Annotated in this window: 24 protein-coding genes; 15 read left to right on the top strand and 9 right to left on the bottom strand. The window is 71.5% G+C overall.

What is annotated here, in order from left to right; all coding sequences use genetic code 11:
• Window positions 1-51: 51 nt before the first annotated feature.
• From HNR73_RS08820 to HNR73_RS08775, 10 genes are all read left to right on the top strand, one after another.
• The gene (locus HNR73_RS08820; RefSeq protein ID WP_203685793.1) at window positions 52-993 is read left to right on the top strand and encodes a carbohydrate ABC transporter permease; all 942 of its coding nucleotides are present in this window, start codon (window positions 52-54) and stop codon (window positions 991-993) included.
• Entirely contained in the window at window positions 983-1,834 is an 852-nt protein-coding gene (locus HNR73_RS08815; RefSeq protein ID WP_184786799.1) for a carbohydrate ABC transporter permease, read from the top strand. The genes HNR73_RS08820 and HNR73_RS08815 overlap by 11 nt, the downstream gene beginning before the upstream one ends.
• 33 nt (window positions 1,835-1,867) lie before the next feature.
• Window positions 1,868-3,217 carry an alpha-L-fucosidase gene (locus HNR73_RS08810; RefSeq protein ID WP_184786798.1) on the top strand — a complete coding sequence of 450 codons (1,350 nt, stop codon included), beginning with the start codon at window positions 1,868-1,870 and terminating at the stop codon, window positions 3,215-3,217.
• Complete coding sequence (locus HNR73_RS08805; RefSeq protein WP_184786797.1) at window positions 3,214-4,188, top strand: asparaginase; 975 nt, start codon at window positions 3,214-3,216, stop codon at window positions 4,186-4,188. The genes HNR73_RS08810 and HNR73_RS08805 overlap by 4 nt, the downstream gene beginning before the upstream one ends.
• Window positions 4,185-4,937, top strand: a complete 753-nt coding sequence (locus tag HNR73_RS08800; RefSeq protein WP_184786796.1) for a copper homeostasis protein CutC — start codon at window positions 4,185-4,187, stop codon at window positions 4,935-4,937. Before HNR73_RS08805 ends, HNR73_RS08800 begins: the two co-directional genes overlap by 4 nt.
• 66 nt (window positions 4,938-5,003) lie before the next feature.
• On the top strand, window positions 5,004-5,972 hold the full coding sequence (locus HNR73_RS08795; protein ID WP_184786795.1) for an NADPH:quinone reductase: 969 nt from the start codon (window positions 5,004-5,006) through the stop codon (window positions 5,970-5,972).
• A 16-nt stretch (window positions 5,973-5,988) separates the two neighbouring features.
• Window positions 5,989-6,678, top strand: a complete 690-nt coding sequence (gene pyrF, locus HNR73_RS08790; protein WP_184786794.1) for an orotidine-5'-phosphate decarboxylase — start codon at window positions 5,989-5,991, stop codon at window positions 6,676-6,678.
• A gap of 67 nt (window positions 6,679-6,745) precedes the next feature.
• Window positions 6,746-7,357 (top strand): TetR/AcrR family transcriptional regulator, encoded by a 612-nt coding sequence (locus HNR73_RS08785; protein WP_184786793.1) that lies wholly within the window; start codon window positions 6,746-6,748, stop codon window positions 7,355-7,357.
• Complete coding sequence (locus tag HNR73_RS08780; protein WP_184786792.1) at window positions 7,354-8,952, top strand: carboxylesterase/lipase family protein; 1,599 nt, start codon at window positions 7,354-7,356, stop codon at window positions 8,950-8,952. The genes HNR73_RS08785 and HNR73_RS08780 overlap by 4 nt, the downstream gene beginning before the upstream one ends.
• 108 nt (window positions 8,953-9,060) lie before the next feature.
• Window positions 9,061-9,531: a carboxymuconolactone decarboxylase family protein gene (locus HNR73_RS08775; protein WP_184786791.1), complete on the top strand. Its 471-nt coding sequence runs from the start codon at window positions 9,061-9,063 to the stop codon at window positions 9,529-9,531.
• Between the two features lie 52 nt (window positions 9,532-9,583).
• Here the strand turns inward: HNR73_RS08775 and HNR73_RS08770 are convergent, their stop codons facing one another.
• Window positions 9,584-10,756, bottom strand: coding sequence for a DUF4132 domain-containing protein (locus tag HNR73_RS08770; RefSeq protein ID WP_184786790.1), 1,173 nt, complete (start codon window positions 10,754-10,756; stop codon window positions 9,584-9,586).
• A 54-nt stretch (window positions 10,757-10,810) separates the two neighbouring features.
• On the opposite strand from HNR73_RS08770, the gene HNR73_RS08765 reads away from it, so the two are divergent.
• On the top strand, window positions 10,811-11,197 hold the full coding sequence (locus tag HNR73_RS08765; RefSeq protein WP_184786789.1) for an STAS domain-containing protein: 387 nt from the start codon (window positions 10,811-10,813) through the stop codon (window positions 11,195-11,197).
• Here HNR73_RS08765 and HNR73_RS08760 read toward each other — a convergent pair.
• Entirely contained in the window at window positions 11,194-11,577 is a 384-nt protein-coding gene (locus HNR73_RS08760) for a VOC family protein (RefSeq protein ID WP_184786788.1), read from the bottom strand. The genes HNR73_RS08765 and HNR73_RS08760 overlap by 4 nt on opposite strands.
• A gap of 125 nt (window positions 11,578-11,702) precedes the next feature.
• Between HNR73_RS08760 and HNR73_RS08755 the strand changes: the two genes are divergently transcribed.
• Window positions 11,703-12,659 (top strand): Gfo/Idh/MocA family protein, encoded by a 957-nt coding sequence (locus HNR73_RS08755; protein ID WP_184786787.1) that lies wholly within the window; start codon window positions 11,703-11,705, stop codon window positions 12,657-12,659.
• Between the two features lie 126 nt (window positions 12,660-12,785).
• On the opposite strand, the gene HNR73_RS08750 is transcribed toward HNR73_RS08755, so the two are convergent.
• The gene (locus HNR73_RS08750) at window positions 12,786-13,835 is read right to left on the bottom strand and encodes a glucose 1-dehydrogenase (RefSeq protein WP_184786786.1); all 1,050 of its coding nucleotides are present in this window, start codon (window positions 13,833-13,835) and stop codon (window positions 12,786-12,788) included.
• Between the two features lie 115 nt (window positions 13,836-13,950).
• Between HNR73_RS08750 and HNR73_RS08745 the strand changes: the two genes are divergently transcribed.
• Window positions 13,951-17,082: an ATP-binding protein gene (locus HNR73_RS08745; protein ID WP_184786785.1), complete on the top strand. Its 3,132-nt coding sequence runs from the start codon at window positions 13,951-13,953 to the stop codon at window positions 17,080-17,082.
• Here the strand turns inward: HNR73_RS08745 and HNR73_RS08740 are convergent.
• From HNR73_RS08740 to HNR73_RS08725, 4 genes are all read right to left on the bottom strand, one after another.
• On the bottom strand, window positions 17,079-17,858 hold the full coding sequence (locus HNR73_RS08740; protein ID WP_184786784.1) for an ABC transporter permease: 780 nt from the start codon (window positions 17,856-17,858) through the stop codon (window positions 17,079-17,081). The two genes, HNR73_RS08745 and HNR73_RS08740, sit on opposite strands and share 4 nt — an antisense overlap.
• Entirely contained in the window at window positions 17,855-18,817 is a 963-nt protein-coding gene (locus tag HNR73_RS08735) for an ATP-binding cassette domain-containing protein (protein ID WP_184786783.1), read from the bottom strand. Before HNR73_RS08735 ends, HNR73_RS08740 begins: the two co-directional genes overlap by 4 nt.
• Window positions 18,818-18,896: 79 nt before the next feature.
• The gene (locus tag HNR73_RS08730) at window positions 18,897-20,186 is read right to left on the bottom strand and encodes an RNA polymerase sigma factor (protein WP_184786782.1); all 1,290 of its coding nucleotides are present in this window, start codon (window positions 20,184-20,186) and stop codon (window positions 18,897-18,899) included.
• The gene (locus tag HNR73_RS08725; protein WP_184786936.1) at window positions 20,183-20,590 is read right to left on the bottom strand and encodes a YciI family protein; all 408 of its coding nucleotides are present in this window, start codon (window positions 20,588-20,590) and stop codon (window positions 20,183-20,185) included. The genes HNR73_RS08730 and HNR73_RS08725 overlap by 4 nt, the downstream gene beginning before the upstream one ends.
• Before the next feature lie 146 nt (window positions 20,591-20,736).
• Here HNR73_RS08725 and HNR73_RS08720 point away from each other — a divergent pair, with 146 nt between their 5' ends.
• Window positions 20,737-20,913, top strand: coding sequence for a hypothetical protein (locus HNR73_RS08720; protein ID WP_184786781.1), 177 nt, complete (start codon window positions 20,737-20,739; stop codon window positions 20,911-20,913).
• A 12-nt stretch (window positions 20,914-20,925) separates the two neighbouring features.
• Entirely contained in the window at window positions 20,926-21,519 is a 594-nt protein-coding gene (locus tag HNR73_RS08715; protein ID WP_184786780.1) for an alpha-ketoglutarate-dependent dioxygenase AlkB, read from the top strand.
• On the opposite strand, the gene HNR73_RS08710 is transcribed toward HNR73_RS08715, so the two are convergent.
• Window positions 21,483-22,118 carry a hypothetical protein gene (locus HNR73_RS08710; RefSeq protein ID WP_184786779.1) on the bottom strand — a complete coding sequence of 212 codons (636 nt, stop codon included), beginning with the start codon at window positions 22,116-22,118 and terminating at the stop codon, window positions 21,483-21,485. The two genes, HNR73_RS08715 and HNR73_RS08710, sit on opposite strands and share 37 nt — an antisense overlap.
• Entirely contained in the window at window positions 22,115-25,636 is a 3,522-nt protein-coding gene (locus HNR73_RS08705; RefSeq protein ID WP_203685795.1) for a phage tail protein, read from the bottom strand. The genes HNR73_RS08710 and HNR73_RS08705 overlap by 4 nt, the downstream gene beginning before the upstream one ends.
• Window positions 25,637-25,738 lie beyond the last annotated feature (102 nt).

Raw genomic sequence — 25,738 nt, 5'->3', positions numbered from 1 at the left:
CCGGGCCACGTCTCCCCACCCGGCCCGCCGCCCTCAACGACGAGGTGACCCGTGGCGACCACGCCCCTTTTGAGTACGGCCGCGCCCGGCCGCGGCAAGCCGCCGCGGCGCAAGCGGCCCGGCCGGCGCGCCGAACAGTGGAGCGCCTTCGGCTTCGCCGGCCCCAGCGTCGTCGGCCTGGGCCTGTTCACACTGTTCCCGGTCGCGATGGCCGTCGTGATGAGCCTGTTCCACTGGCCGATGCTCGGTGAACCGAGCTTCCTCGGCCTCGACAACTTCAAATACCTCTTCGGCGAGGACCCCAACTTCGGCGTCGCGCTGCGCAACACCTTCATCTTCACCGGCCTGTACGTGCCGCTCAACGTGATCGTCGCGCTCGGGCTCGCCTTCTGGATCAACAACTCGCGCTTCGCGCAGCTGTGGCGGGTGCTGTTCTTCATCCCCGCGATCACGCCGATGGTCGCCAACGCGGTGATCTGGAAGATGCTCCTCCAGCCCGACGGGACCTTCGCGTACTACCTGGAGAGCCTGTTCGGGATCTCCGCGCCGAACTTCCTCGCCGACGGGCGCACCGCGCTGCTGTCGGTGGTCGCGATGAGCGTCTGGCAGGGCTTCGGCTACAACCTCATCGTCTTCTCCGCCGCCATCAACGAGATGCCCTCCAACGTGCTGGAGGCCGCCCAGCTCGACGGCGCCACCGGCCTGCGGAAGTTCTGGTCGGTGCAGCTGCCGCTGATCTCCCCGGCGATGTTCTTCGCCACGACGATGACCCTGATCACCTCGATGCAGGTCTTCACCCAGCCCTACATCCTCACCGCCGGAGGACCCGGGAACTCCACCGAGACCCTGGTGATGAACGTCTACCAGGCCGGTTTCCAGTCGCGCGATCTCGGACTGGCCGCCTCGGGCGCCTGGATCCTGTTCGCGATCATCCTGCTGATCACGGCGCTTCAGTTCGTCGGCCAGAAGAAGTGGGTCCACTATGAGCACTGACGCACCGGCCCGCCCGGCCCGGACGCTGAAGCGGATCGTCTCGCACGTCCTGCTGGCCGCCGTCGCGCTGCTGTTCCTCTACCCGCTGATCTTCGCCGTGGCCACGGCCCTGAAACCGCCCGGGGAGACCTTCGCCAGCCCGCCGTCGCTGATCGGCTCCGACGTGCGCTGGCAGAACTTCGCCGACGTGTTCACCTACGTCCCGTTCCACCGCTACATCCTCAACGGCCTGTTCGTGGCCGGTGCGGGAACACTGGTGGTGCTGGCCGCCTCGGCGATGTCGGCCTACGCCTTCTCCTCCCTGCGCTGGAAAGGCCGCGACTCGCTGTTCCTGGTGTTCCTGGCGACCCTCATGGTCCCGCAGGAGGTCCTGGTCGTGCCGATGTTCCTGCTCATGCGCGAACTCGGCTGGGTGGACAGCTACGCCTCCCTCATCTTCCCCTGGGCCTTCACCGCCTTCGGGACCTTCCTGCTGCGGCAGTTCTTCCGGGCCGTGCCCTACGAACTGCACGAGGCCGCCCGCATCGACGGCGCCGGACCGGTCCGCATCTTCCTGCGGATCATGCTGCCCATCGCCAAACCCGCCCTGGGCGTGCTCGCGGTGTTCACCTTCATCAACTTCTGGAACAGCTTCCTGTGGCCGCTGATCATGATCAACGACGTCAGCGAGCGCGGGACCGTGCCCCTGGGCATGCAGCTGTTCTTCGGGCAGAACGGCAACCAGTGGCACCTGGTCATGGCCGCCGCCGTCGTGTCCATCCTGCCCACGCTCCTGCTGCTCATCGCCCTGCAGAAGCACCTGGTCAAGGGCATCGCCACCGCCGGGCTCGGCGGCCGCTGAGGCCCGCCGCGCGCCTTCACCGAAAGGGATCCATTGCTTCTCTTCGACCGCCGCACCGGGCCCGACCTCGGCGATGCCGCGCCGGTGTACCCCGAACGCGACGTGCCCGCCTGGTACCGCGACGCCAAGTTCGGCGTCTTCGTCCACTGGGGCCTCTACTCGGTCCCGGCATGGGCGACCCCGCACACACCGGGACACCACGTCCCGACCGAACTGGAGTTCAGCCACCACCAGTACGCCGAGTGGTACGCCAACACCGTCCGCATCGACGGCTCGCCCACCCGCGCGCACCACGAGGCCGCCTACGGCGTCGGCGCGTCCTATGAGGACTTCGCCGACGGCTGGACCACCGGAGCCTTCGACCCCGCCGCCCTGGTCCGGCTCTTCGCCGACAGCGGCGCCCGCTACATCGTCCCGACCGCGAAACACCACGACGGCTTCTGCCTGTGGGACACCGCCACGACCGGCTTCAACAGCGTCCGCCGCGGTCCCGGCCGCGACCTCGTCGCCGAGTTCGCCGACGCCACTCGCCGGGCCGGACTCAAATACGGCCTCTACTACTCCGGCGCCCTCGACTGGCACGTCTCCGACTTCCCGCCGATCCGCTCGCTCACCGAGCTGTTCACCTTCCGCCGCAACGACCCCGCCTTCGCCCGGTACTGCTTCGACCAGGCAGCCGAACTCGTCGAACGCTTCGCCCCCGACGTCCTCTGGAACGACATCGACTGGCCCGACGCGGCCAAGTCCGCCGACGTCCCCTACGGCCTCGCCGCCCTCTTCGACGCCTACTACGCGACCGTCCCCGAAGGCGTCGTCAACGACCGCTGGGGCGTGCCCCACCTCGGCTACCGCACCCGCGAGTACCGCACCGAAGAGGACATCCAGCACGGCGTCTGGGAGGCCACGCGCGGCATCGGCCGCTCCTTCGGCCACAACCGCGCCGAGGACGACCGCCACCTCGCCGGCACGACCGACCTCGTCCACCTGCTCGCCGACACCGTCGCCAAGAACGGCAACCTGCTGCTCAACATCGGCCTGCGCGCCGACGGATCCGCTCCACCCGAACAGGTCGAGCGCCTGCGCGGCCTGGGGGAGTGGCTCGCCCGCGACGGCATCGCCGTCTACGGGACGCGCCCCTGGCGGCGGCACGCCGAGCCCGTCGGGGACCCGGTTCGGTACACCACGTCGCCGGACGGCACACTGCACGTGATCATGCTCGACCCGGCCGCGGGCGCGCTGCGGTTGCCCGGTGACCTGCCCGGCACCGGCCTGCGCTGGTACGGCGAACCGGCCGAGGCCGACGCGACGGGCGCGATCGAGGTACCCGGGCGGCTGCGCGGCGAGTCCGCCGCCGTCCTCACCATCGAGGGAGGTGCGGTGTGAGCGAGCTGAAGGACACCGGGACGGCCGTGCGGATCGCCGAGGTGGTCCGCGGCGGCTTCGTGGAGAGCGTCCACCTGGGCCACGCGGTCGTCGTCGACGGCGACGGGAAGGTCGTCTGGGCGGCCGGGGATCCCGGCGTGACGATGCTGCCGCGCTCGTCGGCCAAACCGCTCCAGGCGGTCGCGAGCCAGCGGGCCGGGGCCGGTCTGTCCGGCACGCTCCTGGCCGTCGCCTGCGGGAGCCATACCGGCGAGGAGTTCCACGTCGAGGCCGTCGACGCGATCCTCGATCGCGCCGGACTGCCCCGGGAGTCGCTGCGCAACGTCGCCGACTACCCCGAGGACCTGCCCGCCCGCTACCGCCTCGTGCGCGCGGGCGGCGAACCGGCGCCGGTGTACATGAACTGCTCCGGGAAGCACGCGGCGATGCTCGCCGCCTGCGTCGTCAACGGCTGGGACCTCGACGGCTACCTCGAACCCGCGCACCCGATGCAGCGGCTCGTCGTCGAGACCGTCGAGCGCCTGTCGGGCGAGACGGTCCCGCTGACCGTCACCGACGGCTGCGGCGCGCCCTGCCCCGCCGTCACCCTCACCGGACTCGCCCGCTCCTTCGGGCGGATCGCCGCGGCCCCCGCCGGGACCGCCGACGGCGACGTCGCCACCGTCATGCGCGCCCACCCGGAATACGTGGGCGGAACAGGGCACGTCAACACCCGTTTCGCGCAGCTCGCGCCGGGTGCCGTCGTCAAAGGCGGAGCCGAGGGCGTCCTCGTCGCCGCCCTGCCCGACGGCACGGCCGTCGCGGTCAAGTGCCTCGACGGGAACCCACGCGCCGGCACGGCCGTCGCCGTCCACGCACTCCGCGCGGCGGGTGCCGACCTGCCCGGTCTCGGTGAACTGACCGAGCTCGCCGTGACCGGCGGCGGGCTGCCGGTCGGCCGGATCGACATCACCGTGAAGGGACAGTCGTGATCACCTACGAGGTCTGCGTCGACAGCGTCGCCGGCACCCTGGCCGCCGAGGCGGGAGGCGCGCACCGGGTCGAACTGTGCGCCGCCCTCTTCGACGGCGGGCTCACCCCGACCCTCGGCACGGTCGAGCGCGCGATGGAGCGCGTGACCTCGATCCGCGTGCATCCGATCATCCGGGCGCGCGGCGGGGACTTCGTCTTCGACGCCGACGAGGTCGCGGCGATGCGCCGGGACACCGAACTGTTCGCCGGGACCGGCGTGCACGGGATCGTCATCGGCGCGCTGACCCCCCAGGGCGATGTCGACGTCGACACCTGCCGCGCGCTGATGGAGGCGGCGCCCGGCCTGTCGGTCACCTTCCACCGCGCCTTCGACATGGCCCGCGACCCCTTCGCCGCGCTGGAGACCCTCGTGGAACTCGGCGTCGACCGCGTCCTCACCTCCGGCCAGGAATCCCTCGCACTGGAGGGCGCGCCCCTGATCGGTGAGCTGGTCAAGGCGGCCGGCGAGCGGATCATCGTGATGCCCGGTGCGGGCGTCACCGCCCGCAACATCGACCGGATCCACGCCCAGACCGGTGCCCGGGAGTTCCACATCGGCGTGTGGGAGCACGTGGAGAGCCCGATGGTCCACCGCAACCCGCACCCCTTCATGGGCGGCGAGCTGCGGCGGCCGGAGTTCGCCCGCGACGTGACCAGCGGCCGGGGCGTCGCCGAGTTCGTCGCCGCGGCTCGCCGCGCGATCGGCTAGGGCGCGGCCCGCGGCTTGGTAGCCTCGAAACGGCCGAGTCGATCTTTCCGGCCCAGGGAGGTCCGGATGAGACGCGCCGCCTACATCACCGCCACCGGTGAGCCGGAGACGATCCGGGTCGGCGAGCTGCCGGTCCCGAGGCTCGGGCCCACCGACGTGCTCGTCGCGCCCGAGGCGCTGGCGGTCGACCCCGTCGACACCTTCATCCGCTCCGGCGCCTACCGCACGCCGATGACCTTCCCCTTCGTGCTCGGCCGCGACCTGGTCGGCGAGATCGTGTCCACCGGCCCCGACGTCGTCGGGTTCACCGCAGGGGACCGGGTGTGGTGCAACAGCATGGGCCACGCCGGGCGCCAGGGGAGTTTCGCGACCCTCGTGGTCGTCTCGGCCGACCGGCTCTACCGGCTCCCACGCGGTGTCGACGCCGCCGAAGCCGCCGCCGCGCTGCACCCGGCGGCGACGGCCGCGCTCGGGCTGCGCCGGACGGGTCTGCGCGCCGGCGAGACCGTCTACGTCGGCGGAGCCGGAGGCAACGTCGGCGCCTGCGTCGTGCGGCTGGCCCGCACGGCCGGAGCCCGGGTCGTCGCCACGGCGAGTCCCGCCGACCACGAGCGTTGCCGGGGCCTGGGCGCCGAGGCGGTCTTCGACTATCGCGAACCCGGCCTCGCCCGCCTGCTCGCCGAAGCCGCTCCGGGAGGCTTCGATCTGCATTGGGACACCTCCGGGCACCATGATCTGGACACGGCCGCCGAGGTGCTCGCCCACGGTGGCCGGATAGTGGTGATGGCCGGGCTGGGCGCGCGGCCGGAGCTGCCTGTCGGCGGTCTGTACACGAAGGACGCGAGCCTCGTCGGCTTCGCGATCTCGAACGCCTCGATCGGTGACCTCGCCGCGGCGGCGGAGGTGGTCAACCGTGAGCTGGCGGTGGGCGGTCTGCCGGTGCGGATCGCCGGGGAGTTCTCCCTCGCCGAGACCGCCGAGGCCCACCGCCGCACCGAACGGGCGCCCTCGGGCCGGATCGTCGTGCGGCCGTGAGGGCACAATCGTCGGCGTGAACACCCGTGATCCGATCATCGTGGCCCTCGACTTCGACGACGAGCGCGCTGCCGAGGCGCTCGTGGACCGGCTCGGCGAGCACGCCGTCCACTACAAGATCGGCCTCGAACTGCTGACCGCCGCGGGACCCGGCCTCGCCCGGCGTCTGGCCGCGGACGGCAACGGGGTCTTCATGGACCTCAAGCTGTTCGAGATCCCCAACTCCGTGGCCGGGGCCGTGCGCGCGTGCGGGCGGCTCGGGGCGTCGATGGTCACCGTGCACGCCTCGGGCGGCCCGGGCATCCTGACGGCCGCCGTGGAGGCCGCGCGTGACTTCCCCGGACTTCAGGTCATCGCGCTGACGGTGGTCACGAGCATGACCGACGCCGACCTCGCGAGCGTCGGCGTCGCCTCGGGCGTCGGCGAGCAGGTCGAACGCCTGGCCGCACTGGCCCGCGACTGCGGATGCGACGGCGTGGTCGCCTCACCGGGTGAGGCGGGCGAGCTGCGGGCACTGCTCGGGCCCGAGGCGGTCATCGTGACGCCGGGCGTGAGCGTGTCGGGAGCCTCGGGCGAGCACGCCCGGACGGGTGGCCCGGGCGCGACGGTCCGGGCGGGCGCGACGCACATCGTGCTCGGCCGCGGGGTGACCCGGGCGGCCGACCCGGTCGCCGTCCTCGCCGAAGTGCGCGCCGAACTCTCCTGACCTGCGTGGACATTCGAAATCGAGCTGCTTCGCGATAAAGTTTGCTTGACCGTGCTAAATTCAGCTCATGCAAGCAAAACCTCGGCGGCCCGCCCCGACGCTCACCGAACAGGCACGCCGGGCCCAGATCGTCGCCGCCACGATCGCCACGATCGCCGAGGCCGACCTGGCCAAGGCCTCCTTCACCCGCATCGCCGAACGCGCGAAACTGTCCAGCACCGGCCTGATCTCCTACCACTTCGCCGGGCGCCAGGACCTCCTCGACGAGGTCGTCCGCACCGTGACCGCCGACTTCACCGCCTACGTCCTCGCGCGCGGAGACGACGGCACCCCGGCGGGCGGCCTGCGCACCTTCCTCGCGGCCAGCCTCGACTTCATGCGCGACCACCGCGCGCACCTCGTGGCGATGCTGCGGGTGCAACTGGCCTCCCCGCCCACCGACGGAAGCACCGCCCACCTGGCCGCCTCCGACCGCGCGAAACTCGCCGAACTCCTCGCCGACGGTCAGCGCTCCGGGGACTTCCGCGACTTCGACACCGACGTGATGGCCGGTTTCATCCTCTCGCTGCGCAACGGCGTCATCGCCCGCGTGGCCGCCGAACCCGGCTTCGACCCGGCCGCGTGCGCCGCGGAACTCCTGCGCGTCGTCGAGCTGGCCACCCGAAGGGAACCCACATGAGAAGGCGACGACTGATCGCGGTCGCGGCGGCGCTGGCGCTGCTCGCGACCGGAATGACCGCGTACGCGACGGAAGGGGACGGCATGAACAGGGCGGTGGCCGACACCGGCTACGGCAAGGTCCGGGGAACCATCGAGGCCGCCAACCGGGTGTTCCAGGGAATCCCCTACGCCGCCCCACCCGTCGGAGAACGACGCTGGGCCCCGCCCGCCGAACCCGGCACCTGGAAAGGCGTCCGCGACGCCACGAAACCCGGCAGCCCCTGCCCGCAACTGCCCACGCCCTACGGCGGCGAGGGCAGCCTGGACGAGGACTGCCTCTTCCTCAACGTGACCACCCCGCGGCACACGAAAGGCCCGCTGCCGGTCATGGTCTGGATCCACGGCAACGGCTCCATCGGCTCCGGTGACGTCTTCGACGCCCGCCGCCTCGCCGCGCAGGGCGAGGTCGTCGTGGTGACCCTCAACTACCGGATGGGCGTGTTCGGCGCCTACGGCCACCCCGACCTGCCCGACTCGGGCACCATGGGCCTCCAAGACCAGCGAGCGGCCCTGACCTGGGTCCGCGGCAACATCGGCGCCTTCGGCGGCGACCCCGCCAATGTCACCCTCTTCGGCGTCTCCTTCGGCGCGACGGCCACCGCCGCGCACATGGTCGCCCCCGCCTCGCGCGGCCTGTTCGACAAGGCGATCATGCACAGCGGGTTCGCCACCATGGACGCCCCCGCCGGTGCCCTCTACCCGCAGCTCGGCGCCATCGAGCACTTCGGCTGGAAGACCGCCGCCGAGAACCGCGACGTCGGCGCCATGGTCGCCGCCGAACTCGGTTGCGAAGGACCCTCGGCCCTGGAATGCCTGCGGGGTAAGGAGGTCGAGGAACTCCTCGCCTACCCCGAGGTCATGAACATCTTCCAGACCTACGCCTTCGGCAACCGTGAACTCCCCGTCGACCCGGCCGTCTCGCTCGCCGAGGGCGACTTCGCGAACGTCCCGGTGATGGCCGGAGCGACCCGCGACGAGCACCGCACCTTCGTCGCCATCCGCGCCCTCAGCGGCCATCCGATGAACGAGACCGCATACGAACCCGCGCTGCGCCAGGCCTTCGGCGTACACGCCGAAGCCGTCGCCGCCGAATACCCCCTCACCGACTACGACGGCAACGCCGGCCTCGCGTTCGCCGCGGTGATGACCGACCGGATGTGGGCGAAGAACATCCACCGGCAGAACGCACTGATCGCCGCGCGCGGGCCGCTCTACTTCTTCGAGTTCGCCGACCGCGAGCCGCCCGAGGAGTTCCCCTTCCCGGAGGACCTGCCCTCAGGCGCCTACCACAACGCCGACATCAGCTATCTCTTCCGCTCACCGGGCTTCGATGGGCAACTGCGTCCCGGCCAGCGCGAACTGTCCGACACGATGATCGCCTACTGGACGGCCTTCGCACGCACCGGCGACCCGAACACCGACGGTGCCCCACAGTGGACCCCCTTCGGCGACGACGGCACCGTCCAGTCCCTCGCCCCGGGCGACGGCGGGATCGCACCGGTCGACTACGCCGAAGAGCACCGTCTCGGCTTCTGGGCCGGGCTGGACTCCTGAGCCCGCCCGGCGCGGTGTGACCGGCCTCGCAGTCACAACCGGGCGGGGAGCGGCATCTAGTGGGCGAACCGAACAACCACGGTCACGAAACGTGAGAGGAACACCGACATGACCACCGCCTCCCGCCTGCCCAACCCCGCAGCCCTCGTCCCCGCCATCGTCGACGTCGCCATGGCGGTCAACAAGGTCAACGACGGCGTGCTCCCGCAGACCACCGTCGACCTCATGCAGCTGCGCGTCGGGCAACTCCTCGGCAGCGCCTACTTCACCGCCCGTATCGTCCGCGAGTCCACCGACACCCCCGAACGCCTCGGCGCCGTCGCGACCTGGCGGGAGGCCCCGTACTTCACCCCGGCCGAAAGGGCCGCGCTCGCCATCGCCGAAGCCGTGCACACACCGAACCCTTCGGGCGTGCGCGTCTCCGACGAGCTCTACGCCGAGGCGGGCGGGCACTTCGACGAGCGCGAGCTCGTCACCATCGCCGCCGTACTCGGCCAGATGGGCTTCTTCATCCCGCTCGCACTCATCGGCCGCCCCGTCCCCGGCGTGGCGCCGGCCGAGCAGTGGCGGGCGCTCTAGCCGCCGGCCGAGAAGACGGTGGGACGCCCGCGTTCGCGCGGGCGTCCCACCGTCAGGGAAGCTGATCGAAGGCCGGGCGGAGACCGCCGTCGGCGAGATGCTTCCGCCAGAGCGCGGTCTCCTCCGCACCGGCGCGTGCGGAGTCCCACAACCGGACCTCGACGGGAGCGGCCGGCGGGGCACCGACGGAGTCATAGCCGCCGTCGGCGACCGGGATCGCCGAGACGACGCGGCCGTCGCCGTCGGTGAACTCCCAGATGACCGCGCGGGCGACAGGCCCCGTGAGCGGGTGGTCGAGGTACAGCCGCCGCCAGTCGCGGCAGTCCCAGGTGCGTGTCCGCGACAGGCGGCCGACACGGTGGCGCTCGGTGGCTAGTCCGGCCAGCACCCGCTTGGCGGCACGCTGCGTCGCCTCGACGTTGTGACTCCCGAACCGGCGCTTGAACCCCGTCGGCGAAGGGAAAGGATGGTCCGTGACCTTGACCGACCCGTCGGTGTCATGCCAGGTCAAGGTGACGTCGAAAGCGCCCTCGACGGTGATCTCGGCCGGGTAGGGGGAACTGCCGTAGACGGTCCCCTCACCCAGTGCGCGCAACGTGGCCACGCCCTCGGGCCCGACACCCCAGGCCGGAACCGAACGCTCCGTCCAGTCCTCTTCGGACACCCCCTGCGCCGCGGCGGCCCCACCGAGGACCTCGGTGACCTTCTCGTGCAGGATCACGTAGCTCACCTCCCGGCGCAGCCGGCACAGCGCGTCAATGGACTCGGGTACCGCGAGGTCGGCCAGCGCGTAGAGCGCGACCTGCGCGAAACCGTCGTCGCGGCCCAGCATTCCCGTGCCGTGGAGGGACCCGGCACGCCGGGCGAGACGCGTCAGGACCGGCACGGCGTCGGTACGGGCGCTGAGCCCGGCGGCGACGACGAAGCCCATGGCGAGATCACGGTTCTCCGTGCCGATGAGGACCCTGCGGTCGGCACCGTCGGCCAGTGCGGCGACCGCGCCGAGCACGAAGTCGTGCGTGCCGGGGACGAGCAGCCTGGCGACCTTCCCCAGCCAGGCCTTCTTGAGTTCGCGGCGTTTGGTGAAGGCCCCGCCGAGCGTCGCCAGGTGCGCGCCCAGCTCGGCGAGTCCACCGGGGACGGACGCGGTGAGCCGTTCGCGGATCACCGTGCCCCACTCGTCGGCGGTCGTCGGTGCCCACTCCGGGACGGTCGCGTCGGTCATGACCGCGATTCTGCTCGACCGGCGCGAACCTCCCGCGCGGCGTACCGTGAAGTCGTGGCGGACGCTTATCCCGACGGGCTCTCCATGGAGATCGCCGACCGGCCCGACTGCCGGATCTTTCGTCTCTCCGGCGAACTGGATCTGCTGGTGGCCGGTGCCCAGGAGGCGGAGTTCGCCACGCTCGTCCTGGCCTCCCCACGCCACACGGCCGTACTCGACATGTCCGATGTGGCCTTCTGCGACTCCACCGGCCTCGGCATGCTCATCCGGGCGGCGAGGCAGCTCTGGCCGCGCGGCGGCTCCCTGCGCATCGCCGCGCCACAGCCACAGGTGACACGGCTGATCACGACGAACGGACTGGCCCGCGCGCTGCCCCTGTTCGACTCGGTCGAGCTGGCCTGCGCCGCCGAGGAGCACGGGCCCTTCGGAACGCCCGCCTAAGAGTCGACGGGCTCCTGCGCGATCATGAACCGATAGCCCTCGATGCGCGCCTGGAAGACCCACTCACCCCACGCGCGCTGCTCCAGCTCGCGGGTGACGACGCCCGCGTCGGCGTGGCGGGTATGGATCGCGTCGATGCTCACGCCAGGCGGGAGCCGGATGTAGATCTCGGCCCCGGCGCCACGATGGGCACGGGCGGCCTCGGGCAGGAACTCCGGCCCGGCCGAGCCGAGCATCACCTGGGCGCCGCCGAGTTCCACGCAGGCGAGCAGGTCATCGGCATCGGGCGGACTGGCGAACACGAGGTTCCAGCCCAGCAGACTGGTGAATAAACCCGCGGTCTCCAGCGGGTCGTCGCAGGCCAGGATCACCGACAGCATGGCCGTCATCCTAGGTGGCGCAGGGCTTGTCCGGACTCCACCGCTCGGCCGACCTCGCCCCCTCGGCGGAGCTGTGTCGCACCCCACGTCGACATCGGGCGCCCCCGTCGGCGAAGCTGACCGGCGTGTCAGACAACGCGAAAGTCCGCCTCGGCATCATCGGCCTCGGCGCCATGGGCGGCCACGTCCTCGCCTCGGCCCGCGACCACGCCGACATCACCGTGACCGTCGCCGCCGACCTCGACCCGGCGACCGTGGAACGCCACCGCGCCACCGATCCGGCCGTCACGTACACCACCGACCCCGCCCAGGTCGTGGCCGCCGACGACATCGACGCCCTCTACATCGCCACACCCCCGGCCTTCCACGCCGAACTCGCCGTCGCCGCGCTGCGCCGGGGCATCGCGGTGTTCTGCGAGAAGCCCCTCGCCGTCAGCGAGGCCGACGGGCGCGCCATGCTCGCCGCCGCGGAAGAGGCCGGTGTGGCCTGCGCGGTCAACTTCGCGCTGTCCGACCGGGCCGCCGTCCTGGAGATCGAACGCGCCCTCGCCGCCGGTGAGGCCGGCGAGGTCCTCGGTGTCGACGTCCGGCTGCGTTTCCCGCGCTGGCCCCGGGCGTTCCAGGCCGACGCGCGGTGGCTGGACGGCCGCGAACAGGGCGGCTTCGTCCGCGAGGTCTTCTCGCACTTCGTCTACCTCACCGACCGCCTCCTCGGCCCGGTCGAGGTCGTCGACGCCGGCCTCGACTACGCCGAAGGCGCCTCCGAGACCGCCGCCCGCGGCCACCTGCACGCCGGGGGAGTCCCGGTGCACCTGTCGGCCTTCGCCGGGATCGCGGGACGTGAAACCTACGAGTGGGTCCTGTGGGGCACGCGACGGTCCTACACCCTCGACGCCTGGAGCAGGCTCCTCGTCTCCGACGGCGGCGACTGGACACCCGTGGAGCTCACCGGGCCGCAGGGCGGCGAACCGTCCCGGCTGGCCGCGTTCGCGCGCGCCGTGCGCGGCGGCCCGCAGGTGAACCTCGCCGACTTCGCCGCCGGGTTCCGGGTCCAGCGCGTCATCGAGGCGTTCCACGCCTGAGCCCGGCGCGAGACGCCCGCGGGCGATCAGCCGCGCACGACCGTGCGAAGGCGGCCGCCGCATCGACATCGCGGGGGACGGCACCATGTCGTCGCCTGCACACGGCCCGAACCGGGCCGCCCGAACTCAGTCGAGCGTCACCACGACCTTGACGTCGCCCGGCCGCGCTTCGAGCGCCTCGGCGAAGTCGCCGAGCGGGACACGGCGGGTGATCAGACCCTCCAGCCACGCGAGGTCGGCGGCCAGCAGGGCCTTCGCCGCCGCCTCGTAGTGGCCGACGTTGGCGTTGACCGTGCCGATGACGACGTCGTTCTCCAGCACGATCTCGCGGTTGACGGCCCCGGCGTCGACGCCGATGCTGTGCCCGCCGGTCGACACGCCCGTCAGGCACACGATCCCGTAGGCGGCGGTGTTCCGCATGGCGTCGAAGACGACCTGGCCGACACCGGTCGCCTCGATGACGATGTCGGCGGTCAGCGCCTTGGCGACCTCCGCGGCCGGTTCGCTGTGATAGGTCGCGCCCAGCGCCTCCACCGCGGCCGGTTTCGGGCCGTCGGTCGCGAGGTCCACGACGTGCACGTCGAGACCGCGCTGCACGCCCATCAAAGCGCCCAGGAGCCCGATCGGGCCGGCACCGGTGACCAGCAGCCGCCGCGGCTCGAACCACGAACGGCCGCCCACCCGCTCGATCTGATCCCAGGCCTTCGCCAGCACCGAGGCCGGTTCGATCAGCATCCCGACCGACTCCAGCCGCGCGTCGACCGCCACGGCGTAGTCCGCCTCGACCGTCCACAGTTCACTGGCGAAACCGTCGATCTCCTTGATGCCCCGCTCGGTGTACTTCCCGTTACGGCACATGTCGAACTGGCCGCGCGCGCAGGCACCGCACGGCTCCGGGTCCGGCCTGCGCACCACGCCCGCGACGAGGTCGCCCTCGATGAAGCCGCTCCCGCCGGGCGCCGACACGACGCGCCCGAGCGACTCGTGCCCGAGGACCAGCAGATCGCGTCCGGGCGGCGCCCAGCCGTAGTCGCCGGCGATGATCTCCCGGTCGGTCCCACACACACCCACCGCGATGCCACGGACCAGCAGCTCACCCTCACCGGGCACCGGATCGGGCACCTCGCGGACCGCGACGGCCCCGGCCTTCAGCGGTTCCATCGTCAGAGCACGCATCGACGACCCCCTTTGTCAGCCTCACCCTAAATGCCCCGGCGCGGACACGAGACGGGATCGCCGGACACGGTGGGCACGCCCGGCCCGGCACCCACGCGGGCGTTAACCTACCGAGGTGACCGCCGAGCTGATCCTCCTCTCGCGAGTGGCCCACCGCGACAAGGAGATCACCGCTCCGCGACTGCGCGGCCTCCTCGCCCTCCTCGCCGACGACCTCACCGCCGGATGCGGCACCGCACGCCTCGTCGACGGACTCTGGCCCGAGGACCGCCCCGAGAACCCCGGCAAGGCCCTCCAGGTCCTCGTCTCCCGCGCCCGCGCCCTCCTCGGCGCCGACGTCCTCGCCAGCACCCCCACCGGCTACCGCCTCGCCCTCGGCGAGGACGCCGTCGACGCCGCCGCCGTCCTGGCCCGGTCCGACGAGTCGGCCCGCGCCGCCCGCGCCGGAGACCACGTCACCGCCCTCGCCGCCGCCGACCGGGGACTCGCGCACTGGCACGGCGTCACCCCCAGACCCGACGCCGACACCGACGACCCCCTCGCCGTCCTGCGCGCCGACCGCGCCCGGACCCACCGCGCCCTCACCCGCGGACGAGCACTCGCCCTCTCCCGCCTCGGCAGGCGCGCCGAGGCCGTCGAGGCGCTCACCGCGATCTTCGACGCCAATCCCCGCGACGAGGAGGTCCTCCTCGAACTCCTCCGCAGCGAGGCCGCCACCCTCGGCACGGCCGCCGCCCTCGCCCGCTACGACGACCACCGCGTCCGCCTGCGCGACGAACTCGGCTCCGACCCGGGCACCGCCCTCAAGGCCGCCCACCGTGAGCTCCTCCAGGCCGAGACGCCCGTCGTCCGCCAGGGCGTCACCCACGAACCCAACCGCCTCCTCGGCCGCGACACCGACCTCCAGGCCGTCGCCGACCTCCTGCACACCTCCCGCGTCACCTCCATCGTCGGCCCCGGCGGCCTCGGCAAGACACGGCTCGCCCACGCCGTCGGACGCGCCGCCGACCAGCGCCTCGTCCAGTTCGTCGCCCTCGCCGGCGTCACCGCCGAGGAGGACGTGGCCGCCGAGGTCGCCGGAGCGCTCGGCGTGCGCCAGAAACCCGGCCTCGAACTCGTCGCCGGCATCGTCTCCGCCCTCGCCGGCCGCTCGACCCTGCTCGTGCTCGACAACTGCGAACACGTCCTCGGCGGCGTCGCCGAACTCGTCGGCGCACTGGTCTCCATGGCCCCCGAGACCCGTGTCCTGACCACCTCACGGGCACCGCTCGGCCTGTCCTCGGAGACCGTCTACGCCCTCCCCGAACTCGACCTCGCCACCGCCGTCGAACTCTTCACGCAGCGCGCCCGCGCCGCCAGGCCCAACGCCGAACTCCCCGCGGCCGCCGTCGAGGAGGTCTGCCGCAACCTCGACGGGCTCCCGCTCGCCGTCGAACTCGCCGCCGCCCGGATCCGGGTCATGTCGGTCGCCGAGATCGCCCGCAACCTCGACGACCGCTTCAGCCTCCTGCGCGGCGGGTCGCGCGACGCCCCCGAACGCCACCGGACCCTCCAGGCCGTCGTCGACTGGAGCTGGAACCTCCTCGACGAGGACTCCCGCGCGGCCCTGCGCGCCCTGTCGATCTTCCCCGGCGGGTTCACCGCCGAGGCCGCGCGGCACCTCCTCGGCCCCGGCGCCATCGACATCCTCGAACAGCTCACCGAGCAGTCCCTGCTGCGCACCCGCGACTCGATCACCGGCGTCCGCTTCGGCATGCTGGAGACCGTCCGGGAGTTCTGCGCCGCCCGCCGCGCCAACGACGGCGAGTCACCGCGGGTCGCCGAGGGTTTCCTCGCCTGGGTCCGGGCGCTGGCCGCCGCCCGCCACCTCGACGGCCTCGGCCCGCAGCCGTTCGCGTTCACCGCCGCGATACGCGACGAGCAGGACAACCTCCTCCTCGCCCTGCGCATGGGCCTCGAACACGGCGACGGTGCCACCGTGGCCTCAGCCACCGCGCTCCTGGCCGGCATGTGGACCGTCGACACCAACCACGCGCGCATCTCCCGGCTCACCCTCGAAGTCGACGGGATGCTGTCGCACTACCGCCCCGAGCCCGCATACGTCGACGTGACCCGGGCCGCCGTCACGCTGTGCCTGGCCAACACGCTCCTCGTCACCGGCCCCGGCCCGTACCGGTCCATCGCCACCCTCCGGCGCCTGCCCGCGCCCGCCGCCGGCGAGGGACTCGGCGCCATCGCGCTGATCATCCGCGACATCGGCCACTACCTCGGCCCCGACCGCACGCACATCCGCGAACTCTGCGACAGCCCCGACCGGCACCTCTCCGGAGGGGCCTGCGGGATCTACAGCTACCTCGCCGAGGCCGACGGCGACGCCGAGGGCGCCATGGCCGCGGCCTGGCGCATGCTGTCGGCCTTCGACCCCCGCACCGACCCGTGGATGCGCTGCATGGCCCACGGCCGCATCTCCGACCTCTGCCTCCAGCAGGACCGCCCCGAAGAGGCGCGCGACCAGCTGGAGGCCGCCATGCGGATCATGGAGTCGCTCGGCGAGTGGACCGACCAGGTCGGCGTCCGCTGGGGACTCGTCCTGGCCAACCTCCAGATCGGCGACGTCGACGCCGCCGAGGACTGGATGCGCAAGATCCTGCCCGAGATCACCGACAAGCTCGTCGGCGTCCTGCGACCCGATTTCGGCATCGAGGCCGAGATCCTGCTCGCCCGCGGCCAGATCGACGCGGGCCTGCGCATGTGGCGGGCGACCACGCTCCAGGTGCAGGGCCCCGACATCGTCGTCGACCCCTACCTGGAGGCGTGGGTCCTGGAGGCCGAGTCGATCACCGTCGTCGCGCACGCCCGGCACGGGCGCATCGACCTCGTCACCGAGATCGCCGACACGCTGCCCCTCAAGCTGCGGGCACTGCTTCCGGGGAGGTTCCCGGTCGCCTCGGGCACGATCATGCACGATCCGATCCGGGGCATCGCGCTGGTGGCGATCGCGATGGCCGACCTCGCCCGCCACAGTGGCGATCCGGTGGTCGCGCGGCGTGCCGTCCGGATGATCGCCCTCGCCGAGCGGATGCGCTTCCTGCGCGGTTTCCAGCCGACCATGGCCCCGGCCGGGGTCGCCGCCGCCGCGCGGGAGGCCGACGGGCCGGCCTACGACGAGGCGATCTCGTCGTACGCCGGCCTGAGCCCCGAGCGGCTCCGCGAGCACGTCGCCGAGCTGCTGTCCGAGCGCGGCTAACGCCTCGGGTCGCGGTTGAAGGCGCTGCGGGCCCACAGGAACCCGAGCAGCGTCAGCCCGAGGCACCACCCGACGGCCAGGTAGCCGCTGTTCCCGATCGGCGTGCCCAGGAGCAGGCCGCGCAGGGTGTCGATGATGGGCGTGAAGGGCTGGTACGCGGCGAACCAGCCGATGCCCGAAGACATCAGGTCCGGCGCCATGAACGCGCTGCTGACCAGCGGCAGGAACTGCATCGGCATGGAGGCCATGTTGGCGCCCTCGGCAGACCTGACGACCAGCCCGAAGGCCACCGCGAGCCAGGTGAAGGCCAGGATCAGCAGGGCGAGGAGCCCGATCGCGCCGAGCCACGCGACCGGTCCGGCGGCGGGCCGGAAACCGACCAGCAGGGCGACGCCGATGACCAGCGCGAGGCTCACGAGGGTCCGGATGGTGCTGCCGACGACCTGCCCGGTGATGACCGACCCGCGCGAGATGGCCATCGTCCGGAAGCGGGCGATGATGCCCTCCTTCATGTCCACCGCGACGCTCACCGCGGTCGACGCCGACCCCGCGCCGACGGCCATGACCAGGATCCCCGGGGTGAGATAGTCGATGTAGGAGACACCGCCTCCGGTGCCGGCGCTGATGGCGGGGCCGATGGCGCCGCCGAAGATGTAGACGAACATCAGCATCATGAGGACCGGCAGGAGCAGGCCGCTCAAAGTCATCGCCGCGTAGCGCACGGAGTGCGTGAAATTACGGCGGAGCATCGTGGTGGAGTCGGCGATGGCGCTCATCGGGAGTCTTCCTTGTCGGTGGTGGCGGAGTGGCCGGTGAGGGCGAAGAACACGTCGTCGAGGTCGGGCCGGTGGACGGTGAGGTCGTCGACGGTCACGGCCGCCGCGTCGAGGGCGGCGAGGACGTGCCTGAGAGTCTCGACGCGGCCGTCGCCGGGGACGGTCAGCGTGAGGGTCTCGTCGTCGCGCGAGGAGCCGGGGAACACGGTGAAGGCCTTGTCGAGGCCGCCGAGTTCGGCGAAGGTGAGGCGGACGTGGCCGCCGGGGATCAGCCGCTTGAGTTCGTCGGAGCTGCCTTCGGCGACGATGCGGCCGCCGTCGAGAACCGCGATGCGGTCGGCGAGCCGGTCGGCCTCCTCCAGGTACTGCGTGGTGAGGAAGATCGTGGTGCCGGCGGCGACGAGCTCCTCGATGATCTCCCACATGGTGCGCCTGCTGCGCGGGTCGAGGCCGGTGGTCGGCTCGTCGAGGAAGATGATCCGCGGATCACCGACGAGCGTCATGGCCAGGTCGAGGCGCCGCCGCATGCCGCCGGAGTAGGTGACCGGCGACTTCTTCGCCGCGTCGGCGAGCTCGAAGCGCTCCAGCAGGGCCGCGACGCGTCGGCGCCCGTCACGCCTGGGCAGGTGGTTCAGGTCGGACATCAGGAGCATGTTCTCCTCACCGCTGAGGAGGCTGTCGACGGCCGAGAACTGCCCGGTCACGCCGATGGCGCGGCGGACCGCCTGCGGGTCGCGGGCGAGGTCGTGACCGGCGACGCGGATCTCGCCGGCGTCGGCCCTGATGAGCGTGGACAGGATCTGCACGGCGGTGGTCTTCCCCGCGCCGTTGGGGCCGAGCAGGGAGAAGATCGAACCCTCGGCGACGGTGATGTCGACGCCGTCGAGGACCTTCTTGTCGCCGTAGGACTTGCGGAGCCCTCGTGCCCCGATCGCCTGCCCGGAAGGGACGGTCGTCATGTCGTTTCCTCGCCTCGTCTCGCATGGCCGGTGCGGCCACGACCAGGTGAGTCTGCGAGGGGCGGGGTTCAGGCGGGTTTCAGCGCACTTTCACGGCGTCGCCGGTGCCGTCACCGGACTGAAACCCCTGCTCGGCGCCGATCGCGGCGGCCTTCGCGCGCAGGAAACGCTGCTGCTGGAGGTTCGCGGTGAGCGCGGCCGCCGTCAGATAGGCCGCACGCGCAGGGGCGGCGTCGCCGGTCATCTCCAGCAGGTGAGCCCGCGCGGCGTGGAGGCGGTGGTCGCGTCCGAGCGGCCCGTCGAGGTCGTCGAGCAGCGCCAGCCCGGCCTCCGGCCCGTCGGCCATGGCGACGGCCACGGCGTGGTTGAGCCGCACCACCGGGTTGTCGCCGACGCGCATGAGCAGCCCGTAGAGCGCGGCGATCTCGCGCCACTCGGTGTCGGCGGCCGAAGGCGCCCGGTCGTGCACGGCCGCGATCGCGGCCTGGAGCTGATAGGGGCCGGTGTCCCCGCGGGGAAGGGCGGCGGTGATCAGCGCGATGCCCTCGGCGACGTAGGCGGCGTTCCACCGGCTCCGGTCCTGCTCGGCCATCGGGACCAGGGCGCCGTCGGGGCCGGTGCGGGCGGCCCGGCGGGCGTCGGTGAGCAGCATCAGCGCGAGCAGTCCGGCGACCTCGCCGTCCTCGGGGAGCAACCGCCGGACCACACGGGCCAGGCGGATCGCCTCGTCGGCGAGGTCGGCGCGCTGGAGACTGTCGCCGGAGGTGCTCACGTAGCCCTCGTTGAAGATCAGGTACAGCACGTGCAGGACCGAACCGAGCCGCTCGGCGCGGGCCTCGCCGGCGGGCAGCGCGAACGGCACGCCGCTGTCCTTCACGGCCGCCTTCGCACGCGTGATCCGGCGCGTCATGGTCGCCTCGGGCACCAGGAACGCGCGGGCGATCTCGGCGGTCGACAGGCCCCCCACCGCGCGCAGCGTCAGCGCGATCTGGGACGCCGGCGACAACGCCGGATGGCAGCACATGAACAGCAGTATCAGCGTGTCGTCGGCGGCGGGACCCGTGCGGTCGGCGGCGGGCGCCAGCCAGTCGTCCGGCAACCGCCACCGCGCGACCCTGTCCTCACGGCGACGGCGCGCCTGTTCGGTGCGCAGGAGGTCGGTGAGGCGACGGGCCGCGACCGTGATCAGCCACGCCTTCGGGTCGTCGGGGACGCCCTCGCCCGGCCAGCGCGTCGCCGCCGCCAGCAGCGCCTCCTGGGTGGCGTCCTCGGCGAGGTCGAAGTGGCCGTACCGGCGCACGACGGCGCCGAGGACCCGCGGCGCCAGCGAGCGCAGCAGGTCCTCCGGCCGTTCGCCGTGCTCGGTCACAGCATGTCGCCCGCGGCCTCCTGGATCGGCCGCACGTCGATGTAGCCCTTCTCGGCCACGTGGGCCGGCCCCGGGCACCTGCACAGTTCGGCGGCGATCTCGGTGGCGCGGTCGATGCCGTCGCATTCGACGACCCAGTAACCGGCGAGGACCTCCTGCGTCTCGGCGTAGGGACCGTCGGTCACGACCGGCACGCCGTCCTTGAGCCCACTGACCCGGCGCGTGTGCACCGGACCGGCCAGGCCACGCGTCTCGACGAGCTCGCCGGACTCCTCCAGGGACTTGTTGAAGCGCGTCATGAACTCGACCATCGCGCTGAACTCCCCGGCCGTCCAGGCGGGCTCGCCGCCGGCCTTGCCTCCCATGCCGTCGTAGTCCTGCTGGGATCCGTTGGTGCTGAGCATGAACTTCACGGTTCTCTCCTTCGCTCCGGCGCCCTCGCGGCGCCTGTTCACCGGAGACGTCGAAGCCGCGGCGCCGGACCGGACATCGCCGTGCGGGTTTTCCCCGACGAGTCATCTTCGCCCATCCGGCGGCCTACGGTGAGGTCATGACGCATCCCTATCGAGGCAACGACGACCGGCAGATGAGCGGCGAAGGGGAAGTCGACGAGGAAGCCGAGCACGAGGCCGAGGAACACGCCGAGGACGTGCGCCGCGAAGACCCCGGCGCCATCGCCGACGAGGACGCCGACGACGATGAGACGCCGCCTGTCGCACCCGTGTGATGGCATGACCGGGTGTCGATCCCGGGTCTGACCCTCGCCTCCTCTTACCTCGACGACGCCGCGCAGGACACCCTGCTCGGCGTCGTCGACGCGCTGCCCTGGTCGGCCGAACTCAGACGGCGCGTCCAGCACTACGGCTACCGCTACGACTACAAGCGCAAGTCCGTGGACGCCACCGACCACCTCGGCCCCCTGCCCACCTGGGCCGCCGCGCTCGCCGCGCGCCTGCACGCCGACGGCCACGCCCCCGCGACCCTCGACCAGCTCATCGTCAACGAGTACCAGCCGGGCCAGGGCATCGCCTCGCACGTGGACTGCGTGCCGTGCTTCGCCGACACCGTCCTGTCGATCAGCCTCGGGTCGAGCTGCGTGATGGTGATGTCGCGCAGGGACGGAGAAGGCGAGAAGGTGCCGCTGCTGCTGGAGCCGGGAGCCCTGCTGGTGATGACGGGCGAGGCGCGCTACGACTGGCTGCACGGGATCCCCGCACGCAAGACCGACCGCCACGACGGGGGAGTCGTGGTGCGGGGGCGGCGGGTGTCGTTGACGTTTCGGACGGTGGTGGCGGCTCAGCGCCCCCAGGTCGTGGGCAGCCCCAGCTCCTGACACCGCGCGACCACGGCCTCCACCTTGGGCAGTGCCTCGGGGAAGTCGAGTTCGCCCAGATCGAGCGCGACCATGCCCTCGAAGACGCCGGTGTCCGCCGACCGGACGCCGTCGATCTCCTCCAAGGGCGCCGCGTCGATCTCGGGACCGTAGCCGCGGCCCGCGATGACGATCACCCGCTCCCTCGTGCGCTCCCAGTCCTCGTCCTCGTCGGCGAAGGTCGAGTCGTGGGCGTGGCTTCCGTGGGGGCCGGGGTCGTGGCTGCCGCCGTCCTCGGGGTCGACGTCGTTGTCGGTCTCGATCGTGACCGACCATGCCATCGCCAGCCGGTCCTCCCAGGCTTCGGCGTCGGTGAAGTCGGAGAAGTACGGCGTCCGATAGCGCTCACAGGACCAGGTGACGTTCTTCGCCTCGGGCTGACCGAGTTCTTCGAGGATCGCGGTCATGCACTCCGTGGTGCCCTCGTTGATCTGGGTGAGGCCCATCGTGGTGACCTGCAGGCGCGTCCGGAGCCTGCCGTTGTGAGTGTCCCAGCGCGGGAGCCACAACCGGTAGTTCAGCGGCCCGGTGTCGGGGATGCCGCCGGAGGGTTCGGTCACGGGGGATCGTCCTTTCCTCGGAAGTCGGGTCCCACCTCGGGCTGGTACTTGGGACCGCTCTTACTGCCGTTGCAGCTGGTGCAGATGGTCGCGTGGTTCGAGATGAGGTTGTACCAGGTCTCGCGCGGCGAATGGGGCGTGTTGTGCCCTTCGTCGTTCCATTGGGCGGCGACCTCGTACTTGTGGTCGATGGCGGGAAGGCCCTTGGGATCCGTCTTGTCCGTCAGGTGCGCCGCGCTGGAGCCGTTTCCGGGACAGACGTACCAGTCGGACGAGGCCAGCTGCTGCGGCGTCGGCTTCCAGATGTGCTTCTCGTCGTTCTTCCGCTTGACGTGCTCCTTGAGCTGACGGCGCTTCTCGGCGGTGGCGGCGGAGTTCCAGCTGGTGTAGAAGTTCGCCCGGATCGCGTCGCTGCCCTGGTACTGGGGCAGCAGTTTGCCGTTGGCGGTGTACTTGCTCTTGGTGAAGTCGGTCAGGTCCTTCATCTTGAAGACCTGCCCGAGGACCTGCAGCGCCTCGGTGATCTTGATCAGCTGCGCCTCGATCTTGTCCTTCTTGGCCTGCGTCAGCGGCCCGGACTCCTGCTTCTCGAAGTCCTTGATCTGCCGGTCGATGCCGCCGAGCATCCGGCGCAACTCCGGGTCCTTGGCCTTGCCGAGCGCGGCGGTGACCAGCCCGCCGATCCACTGGCGCCGGGCCGAGGCCATCTCGACGCGGACCTTGCCGTTCTTGACGTCGGCGTAGACGGTGTGGCCCTCACCGGCCATCTCGGTGCTCTTGGAGGTGTGCAGCTCACCGGTGGCGGCGGGATCCTTCTTGTCCTTCCCGTCCTTGTCCTTCTTCCCGAACTTCCCCTTGATCTTCGCCCAGATCTTCTTCCCGAAGCCGACGATCTTCCCGACCACCCAGTCGACCGCCTTCATCACCGGCTTCGACAGGGACGCGAAGAACTTCTTCACCTTCTCCGCCAGCCCGCCGATGCCGAGGAGGGCCGCGAGGAAGCCGATGAGCACGGGGATCGACTTGGCCAGCGCGTTCTCGATGAGGGCGCCGACGCCGCCGGAGCCGCCCTTGGCGATGGCGATCACGGCGTCGAGCACGGCGTTGACGAACTCGGCGATCTGGGCGCCCTTGGTCACGATGAAGGTGACGATGTCGATGATCGCCTTGCAGGCCTTGATGAACGCCGACGCCGGGTTGAGCAGCGACAGGATCCACGTCACGCCGGCGATGAGCACCGTCGGGATCAGGTACTCGGCGATCTTGCCGAACAGGTTCTCCTTGAGGTCGCCGATGTAGTCCTTGATGTCCTCCCACACCGCGCCGATGCCACCGCCGGCGATCTTCTGCGCGATCGGGACGCTCGCCTCGACCGCCCTCATCGCCTCGGCGGGCACGCCCTTGGCGATGACACGGCCCTTGATCGAGCCCCAGGTCAGTCCGAGCATCGAGGCGATCATCGTGAGGATGCCGCGCAGGTCGAACTTGTCGGGCAGCTGCAGCCCGGCGCTGGAGGCCGCCCCGAGCAGCCAGCCCAGCACGCCCTTCTTGAGGTGACCGGCGATGTTGGCCATGAACGACTTGATGCCGCTGCCGATCGCGCCGATGAGGTTGCCGAGGAAGCCGATCGGGTCCTTGATGATCCCCGCGATCGCCGACGCGGCCTTCGCCAGGATCCCCAGCAGCAGGTTCTTCAGCTCAAGGATCGTCTTGACGACGCCGACCACCGCGTCCATCGCCTTGGCGACCAGACCCTTGTTCTTCTCCTTCTCCGAGGCGATCTCCTCGTCGACCGACTTCAGCGCGTCGGTGTACTTCGAGGCGAGGGTGTCGACGAGTTCGGTGCCCTTGCTGTCGACCGACTCGGTCAGTTCGTCGAACTTGCCGGAGAACTCACCGGCGGCCTCCTTGCCGATGGACTGGAGGTCCTTGGGCAGCTTGTCGACCTCGGCCTTGAGATCGGCGCGGCCCTTGGCGATGCGCGCCTTCGCCGCGTTCAGCTCGGTGCCGATCAGGTCGGCGACGCCGGCGATCACCGTCTGCATCGCCGTGGTGTAGCCCTGCCGGGACACCGCGAAGATGTCGTTGGCCTCCGACGGCATGCCCATGAGCTTGTCCTTGGCCCATTTCAGCCCGCCCGACCAGCCCGAGTACCGCTTGTCCTTGTAGGCGTCCATCCGCCGCTTGTGGTCGGCGGTGAACGCGTCCCGCGCGACCTTCTCGTCCTTGCCGAACTTGTCGTCGACCTTCTTGTCGAGGTCGCCGAGGATCTTCTCCACATCGGTCTTGGTGGCATCGAAGACGGTCTGGAGCTTCGCGGTGACCTGCGCGCGCTTCTGCTCGTCGGCCGACTGCGCCTTGCCCTTGCCGGAGGTGAGGTCCTGCCCGGACTTGTTGCGGGCGACCGACATCGACGACATCGCCGACGCGCCCTCCTGCTTCGCCTCGGCCTTGGCGGTGCTCAGGGTGGCGTTCTCCTTGGCGCGCACCTCACCGGGCGCGGTCGCCGAGTGCTCCTCCCCGGCCTTCTTCTCCTTGAGCGCACCGGTGAACTCCGGTTCGTTCGACTTAGCCAGCTGCTCCTCGGTGACCTCGGCGTCGGCCATCTCCTTGTCGACCTGCTTCGGTCCCTCGGAGAAGTCCGTGGCGGCGGGCGGCGCCTTGTCCGGCACCGCCATCGACGGGTCGGGGGTACCCGGCAGTGGCGGCGGCTTGTCTGCCGCCAGGGGCGTGACCGCCTTGTCCTTGGCCGCCGAGGTGTCCGGGGGAGCCTTCGTCGTCGACTCGATCGCCGAGGCCGACTGCTTCTTGCCGTCGCCGACCTTGCCCTGCACCTGGTCCTTGACGCCGTCGGCCTTGCCCGAGGAGCCGAACTCGTCGGCCTCCTCCAGGTTCTTCGGCGCCTTGGCCGCGATGGCGGCGTTGACGGCCGTGATGAACGCGGCCTTGTCGAACTCGCCGGGCTTGGCCTCGTTCATCTTCTCGGCGTTGGCGGCCTTGCCCTGGGCGAGCTTGTCGTCCTGCGGCGGCTTGGCCGCCTTGGCCGCGGCGTCGGCCTCGTTCTTGGCCGGCGGATGCTTGGCGAGCGTGCCCTGCTTGGTCTTCACGTCCTTGGTGAGGGCGTTGAACTTCGGGTCCTGCCCGGGTGAGTCCGGGCGGGCCGGTGCGGCGGCGGGCGCGCTCGCGAGCCGCTGCAGGGGAACGAACTCGACCGGCGCGGCCTCCGGCGAGGCCTGCGTGGCGGTGGCGCCGAGAGCGGCCGCCGGGGCGGGGCTCGGCGCGGCCTGCTTCGGGACCGCGGGGGCCTTCGGCGCCTTGGTGCGCTGGGCCATCATCCGCGACACGGCGCGGTTGCCGACGCGGCCCTGCAACGCGAGCGCCGACCGGGGGCTTAAGCCGGGCGCGGTCCGGGCGCCGGGCAGCGCCTCCTCCGCCGTGGGACGCGCGGACTCGGGCCGCTCGGCACGTGGCCGGGCGGCGGCCTGCTCCTCGCGGTGGGGCTCCGGGCCGAACTCCACGCGGACCTCCTCGACCGGTCGCCGTGATCGCTTCAAGCGTCGGATCGCACACCCCGTGTGCGGCAGGCGCACGGGCAGCGGGACGGGCAACCGGGATTGCCC

It is taken from the genome of Phytomonospora endophytica, from assembly GCF_014202425.1.
Lineage (GTDB): Bacteria > Actinomycetota > Actinomycetes > Mycobacteriales > Micromonosporaceae > Phytomonospora > Phytomonospora endophytica.
This window is presented reverse-complemented; position numbering and strand designations above follow the sequence as displayed.

What these genes read in the sequence shown, in the direction of transcription:
- HNR73_RS08770 (WP_184786790.1), bottom strand. Translation starts at nt 10,756, where the DNA reads ATGACCGACGCGACCGTCCCGGAGTGGGCACCGACGACCGCCGACGAG.
- HNR73_RS08720 (WP_184786781.1), top strand. Translation starts at nt 20,737, where the DNA reads ATGACGCATCCCTATCGAGGCAACGACGACCGGCAGATGAGCGGCGAA.
- HNR73_RS08785 (WP_184786793.1), top strand. Translation starts at nt 6,746, where the DNA reads ATGCAAGCAAAACCTCGGCGGCCCGCCCCGACGCTCACCGAACAGGCA.
- HNR73_RS08795 (WP_184786795.1), top strand. Translation starts at nt 5,004, where the DNA reads ATGAGACGCGCCGCCTACATCACCGCCACCGGTGAGCCGGAGACGATC.
- HNR73_RS08740 (WP_184786784.1), bottom strand. Translation starts at nt 17,858, where the DNA reads ATGAGCGCCATCGCCGACTCCACCACGATGCTCCGCCGTAATTTCACG.
- HNR73_RS08775 (WP_184786791.1), top strand. Translation starts at nt 9,061, where the DNA reads ATGACCACCGCCTCCCGCCTGCCCAACCCCGCAGCCCTCGTCCCCGCC.
- HNR73_RS08780 (WP_184786792.1), top strand. Translation starts at nt 7,354, where the DNA reads ATGAGAAGGCGACGACTGATCGCGGTCGCGGCGGCGCTGGCGCTGCTC.
- HNR73_RS08760 (WP_184786788.1), bottom strand. Translation starts at nt 11,577, where the DNA reads ATGCTGTCGGTGATCCTGGCCTGCGACGACCCGCTGGAGACCGCGGGT.
- HNR73_RS08725 (WP_184786936.1), bottom strand. Translation starts at nt 20,590, where the DNA reads ATGCTCAGCACCAACGGATCCCAGCAGGACTACGACGGCATGGGAGGC.
- HNR73_RS08735 (WP_184786783.1), bottom strand. Translation starts at nt 18,817, where the DNA reads ATGACGACCGTCCCTTCCGGGCAGGCGATCGGGGCACGAGGGCTCCGC.
- HNR73_RS08750 (WP_184786786.1), bottom strand. Translation starts at nt 13,835, where the DNA reads ATGCGTGCTCTGACGATGGAACCGCTGAAGGCCGGGGCCGTCGCGGTC.
- HNR73_RS08815 (WP_184786799.1), top strand. Translation starts at nt 983, where the DNA reads ATGAGCACTGACGCACCGGCCCGCCCGGCCCGGACGCTGAAGCGGATC.